Source organism: Microbacterium sp. 71-23, from assembly GCF_001897265.1.
Taxonomy (GTDB): Bacteria; Actinomycetota; Actinomycetes; order Actinomycetales; family Microbacteriaceae; genus Microbacterium; species Microbacterium ginsengisoli.
The window spans coordinates 105,091-118,288 of the sequence record NZ_MKSL01000039.1; the positions used below are offsets into that span (position 1 = coordinate 105,091).

A 13,198-nucleotide genomic window follows, 5' to 3' on the forward strand; every position below is an offset into this window, starting at 1 on the left:
CCGACTCACTACGCTGTCGTGCGTGACCCCCGACGCGGAGCCCGCTGCGCTCGCCCATCCCGCCGCCGGTCGTGATGACCGGATCACGCTGCGCTTCCTCGCCACCCCCGGCGACACCGCCGCCGGCGGACGCTCGGTCGCCGCCGGCAGCGTCATGGAGTGGATCGACAAGGCCGCCTATGCGTGTGCGGTCGGCTGGGCCGGCGGCTACTGCGTCACCGCGTACGTCGGCAACATGCGCCACCGGCGTCCGATCCCGCCGGGCAGTCTCATCGAGGTGAGCGCCCGCATCGTGCACACCGGCACCACGAGCATGCACATCGTCGCCACGGTCGCCTCGGCCGACGTGAGCACCCGCGAGTACACCCCGGCGACCACGTGCATCCTGGTCTTCGTCGCGAAGGGTGCCGACGGCCGGCCGGCCCCCGTGGCGGCGTGGAGCCCCGTGTCGGCTGCCGACGCCGAGCTGCAGCGCCTCGCGCTCGACCGCATCGCCTCGCGCACCGAGATCAAGTCGCTCATGCTCGACGAGGAATACACGGATGCCTCGGCCGCCCCCCGCACGACGCTGCGTTTCCTCGTGCCGCCCGGCGTCGTCAACTGGGGAGGCAAAGCCCACGGCGGCACGGTGATGCGGTGGATGGACGAGGCCGCCTACGCGGTCACCGCGGCATGGGTGCGCGACGGCGCCGAGGCCAGCGCCGCGGTCGGGGCCTACTCGGGCGGCATCCACTTCTTCACGCCGATCTCGATCGGCGACCTCGTCGAGATCGACGCCCGCATCGTCTACACCAGCGCGCGCAGCGCGCACGTCGTCAGCCGCGTGCTCACCGGCGACCCGCGCACGCCCCACGAGCGACGCCTCGCGACGCTCTGCATGAGCGTGTTCGTCGTGCCCTCACCGGACGGCGAGGCGCTTCCGGTGCCGCAGTGGCTGCCCGAGCTCGCCGAGGACGTGCGCCTGCACACCCACGCGCGACGCATCCTCGAGCTGCGCGAGCGCATCGAGCCGATCCCGGCGGGGCTCACCCTCGAGGCGTGAGGCCATGACAGAGACGGTGTTCGGTCGCGTGACCCGGCTGCTCGCGGCGTTCGACGAGGACGAGCCGTCGCTGCCGGTCGCGGTGCTCGCCGCGCGTGCGGGCATCCCGCTCTCGAGCGCGCACCGACTGGTCGCCTCCCTCGTCGCCGAAGGATGGCTCGTCGCCGTCGGCGAGGCGCGTTACGCCATCGGCACGCGGCTGTGGGAGCTCGGCGAGCTGTCGCCGGTCGCCGTGCGGCTGCGGGAGGTCGCGCTGCCCCACATGGTGCGCCTCTACGAGGCGACGGGGGAGAACGTGCACCTCGCGGTGCTCGACGTCGACGTGCCGCCCGAGCGGGCCGAGATCGTGTTCGCCGGACGCATCACCGGACGCGCCTCGGTGCCCACGCTCGGCCGGGAGGGCGGGCGGCATCCGCTGCATACGACCGGGGTCGGCAAGGCCATCCTGCTGGGGCGCGACGAGGCGTGGCTCGACCGCTACCTGGCGGTGCCCCTGCTGCCCGAGACGTCCCGGTCGATCACCGACCCCGAGGCGCTGCGCGCCGACCTCGCGCGGGCCCGCGCACGCGGGTGGGCGTCGACCCACGGGGAGATGACGCTCGGCAACATCTCGGTCGCGGCGCCGCTCGCACCCCTCACCGGGCTGCCCCCCGCCGCGATCGGGGTGGTCGCGCACGCGGGCGACGCCCTCGAGAAGCGCCTTGCGCCGATGGTGACGCAGGCGGCGCGAGAGCTGTCGCGGGCGCTCCGCCCCGACGCATGATTCTCACTCAATGAGAACATCTCCTCGGCGCGCCAGCGCGCGGTGCGACGCTGGCATCCCCACGGATCGTCGAAGGAGACACCATGACGAGCGAACGCACCGCGGCGGCGCCCGAATCGCTGCTCGCGGCCCCCGACCAGGCCACCCAGGCGGCCATCACCGCCGAGATCACCGCCCTCCACGCCGAGTGGGATGCGCGCGAGGCCGCCGGCGAGCACGTGCCCGCCACTCTGTACGACTTCCCGCCCTACCGGTCGAGTGTGCTGCGGCATCCGACCAAGAACCCGAAGCTCGTCGACCCCGAGACCATCGAGCTGTTCTCCCCGGCCTTCGGCCAGCGGGATGTCGCGGCGATCGAGTCCGACCTCACCCTGCAGCACGCGGGCGAGCCCCTCGGTGAGCGCATCACCGTGCACGGCCGGGTGCTGGACTCCTGGGGGCGCCCCGTGCGCAACCAGCTCGTCGAGATCTGGCAGGCCAACGCCGCGGGTCGCTACATCCACCAGCGCGACCAGCACCCCGCGCCGCTCGACCCCAACTTCACCGGCGCCGGCCGCATCGTCACCGACGACGACGGCGCCTACCGCTTCACGACCATCAAGCCCGGGCCGTACCCGTGGAAGAACCACGTGAACGCGTGGCGACCCGCCCACATCCACTTCTCGGTCTTCGGCAACGCGTTCACCCAGCGCATCGTGACGCAGATGTACTTCCCCGGCGACCCGCTGTTCGCGCTCGACCCGATCTACAACACGATCCGTCGCGCGAAGGACCGTGAGGCGCTCATCAGCGTCTACGACCACGACCTCACCGTGCCGGAGTTCTCGATGGGCTACCGCTTCGACATCGTCGTGGACGGCCCCGACGCCACCTGGACCGAGCAGGAGGAGCACTGATGCCCACCCCGCCCCGCACCCTCGACGCCACCGCCGGGCAGACCGTCGGCCCGTTCTTCGCCTACGGCACCGAGTACCCGCGCATGCACCAGGTCGCCTTCCCGCACTCGCCGGGCGCGATCGTCGTCTCCGGAACCGTCTACGACGGCGCCGGCAACCCCATCCCCGACTCGATGGTCGAGATCTTCGGCGCCGACACCGACGGCACCGTGCCGCGGGCGCGCGGGGCGTTCCGTCGCGACGACCACACGTTCACCGGCTTCGGCCGCGCGTTCACGACCGACGAGGGCCACTTCGAGTTCTGGACCCGCAACCCCGGCGCCGAGCCCGGACGCGCCCCCTTCCTCGCGGTGATCGTCTACGCGCGGGGCCTTCCGAACAAGCTCCACACCCGCCTCTACCTGCCCGACGACGAGGCCGCGCTCGCCGCCGACCCGCTGCTGGCGTCGCTGAGCCCGGCCGAGCGCGCTACTCTCATCGCGACGCGCACGCCCGGCGGCGATCTGCATCACGACATCCATCTGCAGGGCGATGAGGAGACCGTGTTCCTTGCCTTCTGATCCCCCCGTCTTCGATGTCGGCCTGCTCTCCCCGGTGACCGTCGGCGCCGACGCGATCGTGTCGGATGCCGCGGTGCTCGCCGCCCTCGTCGACGTCGAGGTCGCTCTCACTCGCGCGTGGGGGGCCGTCGGATCCGTCCCCGCCGACGTGGTCGACGCGGTCGCCGCGGCGATCGCCGACGTGCCCGTGGATGCCGCCGACCTCGCGCGTCGCGCGGTGTCTGGTGGAAACCCGGTGATCCCGCTCGTCGGCGACCTGCGGGCCGCCGTCGCGCCCGCCGACCGCGGGTGGGTGCACCGCGGCGCGACCAGCCAGGACATCGTCGACACCGCGCTCGCGCTCGTCGCGCGCCGCGCGGGGGAGCAGATCGACCTCGACCTGCGGGCGACCGCCCGTTCCCTCGCGGCCCTCGCCCGCGCTCACCGCGACGTGCCCGCAGCGGCCCGCACGCTCACCCAGCACGCCGTGCCGACGACGCTCGGCGCCCGGTTCGCGTCGTGGCTGCGCGGTGTGCGCGCGGCGCGCGCCGATCTCGCCGCGGCGCTCGCCGCCCTGCCCGCGCAGCTCGGCGGCGCCGGCGGCACCCTCGCGTCCGCGGTCGTGCTCAGTGATCCCGCGACGGCCCGCGAGCTGCCCGCCGCCTTCGCCGCGCAGCTCGCTCTCGCCGCTCCCGCCGCCCCCTGGCACGTGGAACGCCGCCCCGTGACCCGCCTCGGCGATGCGCTCGTGGCCGTCACCGACGCGCTCGGCGTGATCGCCGCCGACGTCGCGACCGCGTCGCGCACCGAGATCGGCGAGCTGTCCGAGGGGGTCGGCGGTGGCTCGAGCGCCATGCCGCAGAAGCGGAACCCCGCGGCATCCGTGCTCGTCAGATCGGCGGCGCTGCGCGCACCGCAGCTCGCGGCCACCCTGCACCTCGCGGCGGCCGGCGCCGTCGACGAGCGCCCCGACGGCGCCTGGCACGCCGAATGGCCCGCGCTGCGCGAGCTGCTGCGCGTCGCGCTGGGGGCCGCACGCACGGCGGCGGCGCTCACCGCCGGTCTTGTCGTCGACCTCGACGCCGTGGCGCGCACCCTCGCGCTCAGCGACGGGCTGATCGTCGCCGAACGGCTCTCGGCCGAGCTCGCCCCGCTCATCGGCGCCGACACGGTGGCTGCCGCGATCGCCGGCGCGACGACGGGCGGAGACCTGCGCACACTGCTCGAGGCACCGCTCGCGGCCCGCGGCCTGCGCGTCGACCTCGACGACCTGCTCGACCCCGCGCGCTATCTCGGGCTGGCCGCGGCATTCGTCGACGAGACCCTCGCCGAGGAGGACGCATGACCGCGCCCGTGATCGCGGCGACCAATCCGGTCGGGCCCGCCGATGCGCCGCTGCTCGTGCTCGGGCCGTCCCTCGGCACCTCGACGATCCTGTGGGAGAACACCCTCCCGGCGCTCGCGGAGCGCTTCCGCGTGATCGCGTGGGATCTGCCGGGTCACGGTGACGCTCCCTCCCCGGCCGCCCCGTTCACGGTGGGCGAGCTCGCCGACGCGGTCGCCGACCTCATCCGTGCGCACGGCGGACACGCCCTCTACGCGGGCGTGTCCCTCGGAGGCGCCACCGGGCTCGAGCTGCTGCTGCGGCATCCGGGTCTCGTCGACGCGGCCGCTATCGTCGCCTCCGGGGCCTTGCTCGCCACCCCCGAGAGCTGGCACGAGCGCGCCGCGACCGTGCGCGCGCAGTCGACGTCGGCGCTCATCATCGGGTCGGCCCAGCGCTGGTTCGCCCCCGAGTCGATGGCGCGCGAGCCCGAGCTGTCGGGCCGCCTGCTGCACGCCCTGCAGGACGCCGACGACGAGGGCTACGCCGCCTGCTGCGAGGCGCTCGCCGCCTACGACGTGTCCGCCCGCCTCGGCGAGATCGACACCCCGGTGCTCGCGCTGTGGGGTCGGCACGATCAGGTCGCCCCGGAGGCGAAGGCCCGCCAGATCGCCGAGGGCGTCGCTGACGGTCGCGCCGCGGTGATCGAGGATGCCGCGCACCTCCCGCCCGCCGAGCAGCCGGCCGCGACCGCCGCGGCGCTGATCGCATTCCTCACCCCCCACGCCCGGAAGGCGCAGCCATGACGACCGATCCCCTCGACGACGAGACCCGCCGCAGCCAGGGCATGACCGTGCGCCGCGCGGTGCTCGGCGACGCGCACGTCGACCGGGCCGTCGCCGGCACGACGCCGTTGACAGCGGACTTCCAGGACTTCATCACCCGGTACGCCTGGGGCGACGTGTGGTCGCGTCCCGGGCTCGACCGGCGGTCGCGCTCGGTCGCGGTGCTGACAGCGCTCATCGCGCTCGGCCACCACGAGGAGCTCGCGATGCACCTGCGGGCGGCCGTCACCAACGGGCTCACGCACGACGAGATCGCCGAGGTCATCCTGCAGTCGGCGATCTACTGCGGCGTGCCGGCGGCGAACACGGCCTTCCGCATCGCGAAGGACGTGCTCGGCGACGCCTGAGCGCTCAGACCGCGACGCTCCGCCCGGTGCGCGCCGCCCGCGCCACCGCCTCGACGATCGCGACGTTGCGCGCGCCGTCGGCGGCGCCGACGACCGGCTCCGCCTCGCCGCGCGCGACGGCGGCGAAGTGATCGAGCTGACGGTCGAACGCGTTCGCCGCGTCGAGGGGCAACGGGATGCCACGCAGCGGCGTCGTCCACACGGCCTCGCCCGCATGCGACCACACCGTCGCGTCGGGCAGTGACACCGAGGCATCCGTGCCGACGATGCGATGCGAGTCGACAGCGTGCACGGGGAAGCGGGGCGCGTCGCCCGCGGTGAGATCCCAGCACCACGGCGCAGCGGCGATGTCCGAGACGACGATCGTCGCGACCGCGCCGGAGGCGAATGTCAGCACGAGCGCTCCGGTGTCCTCGACGTCGAGCCCCCGGGCCGCGCGGGAGGCGACGGCCGACACCGCGACGACCTCGCCGCACAGGTGCCGCAGCAGGTCGACGTCGTGGATGAGGTTGATGAGGAACGTGCCCCCGGTGCCGGCCGTGCGGTGCCAGGGCACGTCGAAGTAGTCGTCGGGCTTGCGCAGGAACGAGGTGACCGACGCCGCGACGATGCGTCCGAGGGCCCCCTCGGCGATCGCCGCGGACGCGGCACGCACGGCCGGGTGGTGCCGCCGGTGGTGCCCGACGAGCACCGGCACCCCGGCACGGGCCGCCGCGTCGGCGAGCAGCGTCGCCTCGTCGGCGGTCGCGCCGAGCGGCTTCTCGACGAGCATCGGGATGCCGCGACGCACGAGCTCGTGCGCGAGCGGCACGTGCAGCTCGTTGGGGGTGGCGATGATGACGGCGTCGGGGGCCGTCGCGCCGAGCAGCGCGTCGAGGTCGGGGAACGACGGCACCCCGTGCGCGTCGCCGAGCCGAGCCGCCGCGGGCGTCGGGTCGGCGACGCCGACGAGGGTCGCCGTCGCCGATCGGGCGAGCGTCTCCGCGTGGGTGAGACCGATCGCCCCGGCGCCGACGAGCCCCACCCGTACGGGCGCCGCGCTCACGCGGGCACGCCCGCCCGCGCCGACGTGGCCGCGACGGCTTCCCGGCCGGCGGCGTCGCCCGCCGCGTAGGCGCGTGCGACGGCCGACCCGAGGGTCGCCCCGCCGCCCGGATACGTGTTGCGGAAGACTCCCGCCGCCACGTTCCCCGCCGCGAACAGCCCCGGCAGCGGCGCGCCCGACCAGTCGAGCACGTGCGCGTCCTCGTCGACGGCGAGGCCGCCCGAGGTGCCGAGCACTCCGGGGGACAGCGGCACGGCGGCGAACGGCGCCTCAGTGAGGGGTGCGAGGCACGGGTTCGGCTCGTGCGTCGAGTCGCCGAGGAAGCGGTCCTGCGCGCTCTGGCCGCGCCCGAACGCCGGGTCGAGCCCGTCGGCGGCCGCGGCGTTGAAGGCCGTCACGGTGGCGGCGAGCCCGTCGGGGTCGATGCCGAGGGCGACGGCGAGCTCGGGGAGCGACGGCGCGGTCGTGGCCCAGTCGGGGGCGGCGCCGGTGGCCGACCCGCCGATCGCGTAGCGCCGGGCGAAGCGGGCGTCGAAGACGAGCCACGCCGGGATGTTGCGCGGGCGCCCGGTCGTCGGGTCGGTGTCGCCGAACATCCGCGACGTGTCCTGATAGGCGAGCGCCTCGTTCACGAACCTCTCGCCGGCGTGGTTGACCACGATCGACCCGGGAAGGGTCATCTCGACGTTGCCCATGCGCCCCGACGGCAGACCGTCGTAGCGCTGGGCCGGCGGGGTGAGCACCGGCACGCCCCAGATCGCCGTCATGTCGGCGACGGCGGCACCGGCGGCGAGGCCCAGCTCGAGCCCGTCGCCCTCGTTCGAGGGGGCGCTGATCGGCGTGATCGGGAACGACAGGAAGGCGTCCCGCAGTCGGGGGTTCCACTCGAATCCGCCCGAGGCGAGCACGACGGCGCGGGCGATGACGGCCACCGCGCCGAACGTCGCCTCCCACCCGTCCTCCGTGCGCCGGAGCCCCTCGATGGGGGCGTCGGCGATGATCGGGATGCCGCGGTCCGCCGCCGAGGCCGCGAGCGCCCCGATGAGCGCCCCGCCCATGGTGCGCACGCCCTGCGCGTGGCGGTCGGCGATCAGCGCCGGGTCGGGGGCGGCGCCGTCGAGCCTGTCGCGCTCGGCCATCGTGAGCAGGGGGAAGTACGACGACGGACGGATCTCGTCGGCGAGTCCCGGGTGGCTCGACGGGTCGAACGCGTCGTTGTCGAGGCTGCGCCCGCCGAGGGCCGCCCCGGGCCATTCGACGCGGTAGTCGGGCCGGGCGAGAGCGGTGAAGCGCACCCGCGTGCGGGTGGCGAGGTAGTCGATGGCCGCGCCGATCGTGCGCACGTAGCCCTCGATCGCCGCGGGGGTCATGACGTGGCCCGAGCTCGCGGACAGGTAGGCGATGCCCGCTTCGGCGTCGTCGTGCCAGCCCTGTTCGCGGGCGACCGCCGTCGCCGGCGCCCAGATCACGCCGCCGCCCGCGGCGGTCGTGCCGCCGATCGTCGACGCCTTCTCGACGACCGCCACCCGCGCTCCGGCATCGGCCGCCCGCAGCGCGCTGACGAGCCCGGCGGCACCGGAGCCGACCACGAGCACGTCGACGTCGCGGGGGAGCGCCGCCGCGCCGTGCGCCACGACGGCGCTCATGCCGGCACCGCCTCGGCCAGCGGCATCCGGATCACGATCTTGCCCGTCGGCACGGCCGGGTCCGCCATCGCGGCGAACGCGTCGGCGAGGTCGTCGAACGCGAACGCGTGGGTGAGCAGCTGCTCGGCGGCGCCGCGGTGACGCGACAGCAGGTCGAGGCCCTGCGGGATGAGCCCGAGGCTGTTGCGGCTGCCGAGCAGGTCGAGCTCCTTGTACGGCAGGTCGGTCATCGACAGCTCCACGGTGCGGGTCGAGATGCCCACCTGCACGACGCGTCCGCCGCTCGCAACGAGGCGCACCGCGTTCTGCAGCGACGCCGGCACGCCGGTCGCCTCGATCACGATGATCGGCCCCGCGTGATCGGTGAGCTCGTCGATCGTCCGCTGCTGCGCGGCATCCGGGAACCCGGGGGCCACCACGAAGGTCTCGGATGCCCCGAAGCCCCGCGCGGTGGCGGCCCGCACCGCATCGGTGTCGGCGGCGAGCACGATGACGCCGCGGTCGGCGAGGGCCAGGGCGGCGAGGAGGCCGATCGGGCCGCAGCCGAGCACGAGCGCGATCTCCCCCGGCTGCGGGCGCGACCGGGTCACGGCCTGCAGGGCGATGGAGGTCGGCTCGGCGAGAGCGGCGACCTCCGTCGGGAGGCCCGCGGGCACCCGGTGCACCCGGGTCGCCGGCACGGCGACGAACTCGGCGAAGCCGCCGTCCTCGTAGCAGCCGAGCACCGACAGCGACGCGCACACGTTCGGCCGTCCGGCCCGGCAGGCGTGACAGACGCCGCACGCGACGACCGGGTCGATCACGACGCGCGCGCCGCGCAGGTCGGCGCGGTCGGGGTCGGTCTCGACGACGACGCCCGCGAGCTCGTGCCCCTGCACCAGGGGCAGCTCGGTGGGGTAGTCGTCCTCGAAGATGTGCAGGTCGGTGCCGCACAGCGTCACCGCGAGGATGCGCACGAGCACCTCGCCGGGGGCGCGCTCGGGGCGGGGGAGTTCGACGAACGCGAGCTGCTCGCGGGCGACGGTGCGGGCGACGCGCATGGTCATGCGACCACCGCCGCGCGCGGGTCGAAGAACACGTTCCACGGCGTGATGGTGCGCACGCCGATCGCGCCGACCCGGTGGAACGGGTCGGCGTCGAGCCGGGCCGCGAGGGCGTCGGCGTCGGGCGCCTCGAAGATGAGCAGGGCCCGGGGCGGGTCCTGCGCGAGGGGGCCGCTCATGTACAGCGCGCCCTCCTCGTGCAGCCCGCGCAGGAACGCCACGTGCTCGGGTCGGTGCGCGTCGCGCACCTGGTCGCTGTCGGTCGCGTAGTCGTAAGTGACCGCGAACGTCGCCATCGGGACTCCTTCGTCAGAACGATCGGCGCGCGTGCGCCGGTGGCCAGTATGCGAGGGATGATCAAGACAGGGAACGACCAAATCCGTCTATGTTCATGTAGCCCCAGGCGGGTAATTCTCCGCAGTGGCGGCACTAACGTGCAGGCGTGACTCATGTGACTTTCGACTTCGACGACGCTGTGGTCGTCATCACCGGCGGCGCCCGCGGCATCGGCGCCGGTATCGGTGCCCGCTTCGCCGCGGCGGGCGCCCGCGTGGTCGTCTGGGACCTCGATCCCACGGCCGTCGACGGCTGGACCCCCGCCCTCGCGCTGCGGGTCGACGTGACGGATGCCGCCTCCGTCGCCGCTGCGGCGGAGGAGACCCTCGCGCTGGCGGGCCGCATCGACGTGCTGGTCGCCTGCGCCGGCATCACCGGGCCCGTCGCGCCCGTGTGGGACTACGACCCGGAGGCGTGGCGCCGGGTGCTGGAGATCGACCTCACGGGCACGTTCCTCGCCGCCCGCGCCGTCGCGCCCGCGATGCGTGCGCAGCAGTGGGGCCGGATCGTGTTCGTCGCGTCGATCGCGGGCAAGGAGGGAAACCCCGAGCTCGCCGCCTACTCGGCCGCGAAGCACGGCGTCGTCGGGCTGACGAAGTCGCTCGCCCGCGAGCTCATCCACGACGGCGTCACCGTCAACGCGGTCACGCCCGTCATGGTGCAGACCGACCTGTTCGCGCAACTCCCGCCGGCCTTCATCGAACGGACGCGGGCGCTCATCCCGATGGGGCGCTTCCTGCAGATCGACGAGGTCGCCTCGACCGTCATGTGGATCTCGAGCGATGCGTGCAGCTTCACCACCGGCACGGCATTCGACCTGTCCGGCGGCCGCGCCGACTTCTGACCCTCACGGGTGGGCGGATCGCGCCGCCCACCCGTGCGCCCGCCTCATCCGGCGAGCGTCGCGGCCCCCAGCCGGTCGAGGAAGACGGCGCGCATGCGCTCCCGGTCGGGCTCGATGCCCGTGATCAGCCGGAACGTGTCGGCCGCTTGGTTGACCACCATCCGCCCACCGTCGAGCACCGCGCAGCCCGCGTCATCGGCCGCGGCGATCAGCTGCGTGCGCACCGGACGGTAGACCGCGTCGGCGACCCACAGCGGCGGGCGGAGCAGCGCGGCATCCACCGGGATGCCGTCGTGACCGACCATCCCCACCGGGGTCGCGTTCACCAGTCCGTCGACCCGGGCGGCGGCGTCGGCGACCTCGTCGAGCGCGAGCGCGCGCAGCTCGGCGTCGGGGAAGGCCGGTGCGAGCGCGCGCATCACCGCTCCCGTGCGGGTGGGGGCGGCATCCGCGATCTCGAGGCGGCGCACGCCCGCGCTCAGCAGCGCGTACGCGATCGCGGCGCCGGCGCCGCCTGCCCCGACCAGCAGCACGGCGTCACGCGGGCGACCGGCGAGCCCGTCGCGCAGCCCCCGCGCGAACCCGGAGTGGTCGGTGTTGTGCCCGATCGCGCGTCCGTCCCGGAACAGCACCGTGTTCACCGAGCCGAGCAGTGCGACGTCGGGCGACACCTCGTCGAGGGCGTCGATCGCCGCGAGCTTGCACGGATGGGTGATGTTCAGCGCGTCGTATCCGAGGTCGCCGGCCCGGCGGATGAGCTCCACCGTGGCGTCGACGCCGTAGCCGAGCACGTCGATGTCGATCGTGCGATAGAGGTAGCGCAGGCCCGCGGCATCCGCCTCGGACTCGTGCAGCGCCGGGGTGACCGACGATCCGATGCCGGCGCCGATGAGGCCGACGAGGTAGGAGGGGGCCGGTGTCGTCATGGTGACGTCCTCTCGGTCGTGCCGAAAGGGACCGGATGCCGCGCATCCGATCCCTTCCGGCGTGGTGTGTCGGTCACGCCGATGCGGAGACCCGCTCGGTCGCGGGCTGCGCCTGGGCCGCCTCGGCCTCCTTGAGCTCGGCCCGCGTGAGTCCGAGCTTCGCCGTGGGCGTGCGCGCGGTCTCGGGGGCGAACAGTGTCGCGATGCCCGAGATCACGACGATCGCGATGGTGAACCAGGCGACAGCGGGCCAGTTCTGCGTGTTGCCCTCACCGGTCACGAAGCCCTGGGCGATCGTCGGCGTGAAGCCGGCGAGCACGAGACCGAGCATCAGGCTCACCGCCATGCCGGTGTAGCGCACGCGGGCCGGGAACTGCTCGGGGAAGTAGGCCGGGTAGACCGCGTTCGAGAGCGTGTACGCGACGCCGATGAGGAACACGCCGAGCACCCAGGTGAGGGCGAGGTTGCCGGCGTCGACCGCGGCGAGCAGCGCGTAGATCGTGAGCGACTGCAGCACGAGCCCGGTGAGGAAGACGGGCTTGCGGCCGATGCGGTCGGCGAGCATGCCCACGAACGGGCCGACGACCACGGCGGTGAAGTTCGCGACAGTGATGACCCACAGCAGCGACTCGCGTGGCATCCCGCCGACGGTCGTGCCGTACGCGAGAAGGAACACGTTGAACATCGTGTTGATCACGGTGAACAGCGACATCAGGGTGATGCGCACGACAGTGAGCCCGTTGTGACCGAACAGCGACGCGATCGGCACCGCCGACACCTCGTCGGACTTCTTGATGTCCTCGAAGATCTCGGGCTCGTCGAGCATGCGCCGCAGGATGATCGCCACGACCGTGACGATCGCCGACGCCCAGAACGGGATGCGCCAGCCCCAGCTGAGCAGGGCGTCTTCGGGAAGGGCCGCGATCGGGATGAACACGAGGCTCGAGATCACGATGCCGAACATGATCCCGCCCATGGTCCAGCTGGTGAAGAACGCGCGACGGCGGTCGGGGGCATGCTCGAGGGTGAGCGAGCTCGACCCGGGCGACTCACCGCCGGCGGAGATGCCCTGGATGAGGCGCAGCACCACGATGATGATCGGCGCGGCGATGCCGATGGCATCCCAGGTGGGCATGCAGCCGACCAGGAAGGTCGCGACGCCCATGATCACGAGGCACGCGAGGAGGGCGCGCTTGCGGCCGAAACGGTCGCCGATGTGGCCCCAGAGGATCGCGCCGAACGGGCGGGCGACGTAGGCGACGCCGACCGTGGCGAACGAGAGCAGGGTGGTGACGCCGGGCTGGCCGGAGGGGAAGAAGATGTGGGGGAAGATGAGCGCCGCGGCGGAGGCGTAGATGAAGAAGTCGTAGTACTCGAGGGCGCTCCCGACGAAGCCGGAGACGGCGGCGATGCGGGCGTTGTTCTTGGGGGGCTGAGGCGGAACTGTCTTCGCTGACATGTCTGCGCTTTCGATTCGGGTGACGCCGGAATCAGGTGCCGTCGTCATTGACAATCGACCGCGGTTGCGATCGATGCGTGTCAGCCTGACACCGGCGATCTTGCGCGTCCACGATCGAAAAGGTCAATGACTGTGCGCCCGTT

At 73.6% G+C, this 13,198-nt stretch carries 14 protein-coding genes; 8 read left to right on the forward strand and 6 right to left on the reverse strand.

The window, feature by feature from the left end; all coding sequences use genetic code 11:
• Positions 1–22: 22 nt before the first annotated feature.
• From BGO15_RS12885 to pcaC, 7 genes are all read left to right on the forward strand, one after another.
• A complete protein-coding gene (locus BGO15_RS12885; protein ID WP_056518877.1) occupies positions 23–1,042 on the forward strand; it encodes an acyl-CoA thioesterase in 1,020 nt (339 codons plus the stop codon).
• A 4-nt stretch (positions 1,043–1,046) separates the two neighbouring features.
• Positions 1,047–1,805, forward strand: a complete 759-nt coding sequence (locus tag BGO15_RS12890; protein WP_056518875.1) for an IclR family transcriptional regulator — start codon at positions 1,047–1,049, stop codon at positions 1,803–1,805.
• A gap of 83 nt (positions 1,806–1,888) precedes the next feature.
• Positions 1,889–2,701, forward strand: coding sequence for a protocatechuate 3,4-dioxygenase subunit beta (gene pcaH, locus BGO15_RS12895; RefSeq protein WP_056206352.1), 813 nt, complete (start codon positions 1,889–1,891; stop codon positions 2,699–2,701).
• On the forward strand, positions 2,701–3,261 hold the full coding sequence (gene pcaG / locus BGO15_RS12900) for a protocatechuate 3,4-dioxygenase subunit alpha (protein WP_056518873.1): 561 nt from the start codon (positions 2,701–2,703) through the stop codon (positions 3,259–3,261). The genes pcaH and pcaG overlap by 1 nt, the downstream gene beginning before the upstream one ends.
• Positions 3,251–4,585 (forward strand): lyase family protein, encoded by a 1,335-nt coding sequence (locus tag BGO15_RS12905; RefSeq protein ID WP_235557387.1) that lies wholly within the window; start codon positions 3,251–3,253, stop codon positions 4,583–4,585. Before pcaG ends, BGO15_RS12905 begins: the two co-directional genes overlap by 11 nt.
• Positions 4,582–5,370 (forward strand): alpha/beta fold hydrolase, encoded by a 789-nt coding sequence (locus tag BGO15_RS12910; protein WP_056206356.1) that lies wholly within the window; start codon positions 4,582–4,584, stop codon positions 5,368–5,370. Before BGO15_RS12905 ends, BGO15_RS12910 begins: the two co-directional genes overlap by 4 nt.
• Complete coding sequence (gene pcaC, locus BGO15_RS12915; RefSeq protein WP_056206358.1) at positions 5,367–5,756, forward strand: 4-carboxymuconolactone decarboxylase; 390 nt, start codon at positions 5,367–5,369, stop codon at positions 5,754–5,756. The genes BGO15_RS12910 and pcaC overlap by 4 nt, the downstream gene beginning before the upstream one ends.
• 4 nt (positions 5,757–5,760) lie before the next feature.
• On the opposite strand, the gene BGO15_RS12920 is transcribed toward pcaC, so the two are convergent.
• Genes BGO15_RS12920 through BGO15_RS12935 form a run of 4 tightly spaced genes read right to left on the reverse strand, consistent with a single transcriptional unit; the run spans position 5,761 to position 9,786 of the window.
• The gene (locus BGO15_RS12920; RefSeq protein ID WP_056206360.1) at positions 5,761–6,801 is read right to left on the reverse strand and encodes a Gfo/Idh/MocA family protein; all 1,041 of its coding nucleotides are present in this window, start codon (positions 6,799–6,801) and stop codon (positions 5,761–5,763) included.
• Positions 6,798–8,447 (reverse strand): FAD-dependent oxidoreductase, encoded by a 1,650-nt coding sequence (locus BGO15_RS12925; protein WP_056206363.1) that lies wholly within the window; start codon positions 8,445–8,447, stop codon positions 6,798–6,800. Before BGO15_RS12925 ends, BGO15_RS12920 begins: the two co-directional genes overlap by 4 nt.
• A complete protein-coding gene (locus tag BGO15_RS12930; RefSeq protein WP_056518868.1) occupies positions 8,444–9,493 on the reverse strand; it encodes an alcohol dehydrogenase catalytic domain-containing protein in 1,050 nt (349 codons plus the stop codon). Before BGO15_RS12930 ends, BGO15_RS12925 begins: the two co-directional genes overlap by 4 nt.
• Positions 9,490–9,786 carry a YciI family protein gene (locus tag BGO15_RS12935; protein WP_056518867.1) on the reverse strand — a complete coding sequence of 99 codons (297 nt, stop codon included), beginning with the start codon at positions 9,784–9,786 and terminating at the stop codon, positions 9,490–9,492. Before BGO15_RS12935 ends, BGO15_RS12930 begins: the two co-directional genes overlap by 4 nt.
• 146 nt (positions 9,787–9,932) lie before the next feature.
• Here BGO15_RS12935 and BGO15_RS12940 point away from each other — a divergent pair, with 146 nt between their 5' ends.
• Entirely contained in the window at positions 9,933–10,670 is a 738-nt protein-coding gene (locus BGO15_RS12940; protein ID WP_200930826.1) for an SDR family NAD(P)-dependent oxidoreductase, read from the forward strand.
• 44 nt (positions 10,671–10,714) lie between these two features.
• Here the strand turns inward: BGO15_RS12940 and BGO15_RS12945 are convergent, their stop codons facing one another.
• Positions 10,715–11,596 carry a shikimate dehydrogenase gene (locus tag BGO15_RS12945; RefSeq protein ID WP_056518865.1) on the reverse strand — a complete coding sequence of 294 codons (882 nt, stop codon included), beginning with the start codon at positions 11,594–11,596 and terminating at the stop codon, positions 10,715–10,717.
• 73 nt (positions 11,597–11,669) lie between these two features.
• Positions 11,670–13,055 carry an MFS transporter gene (locus tag BGO15_RS12950; protein ID WP_056206370.1) on the reverse strand — a complete coding sequence of 462 codons (1,386 nt, stop codon included), beginning with the start codon at positions 13,053–13,055 and terminating at the stop codon, positions 11,670–11,672.
• Positions 13,056–13,198 lie beyond the last annotated feature (143 nt).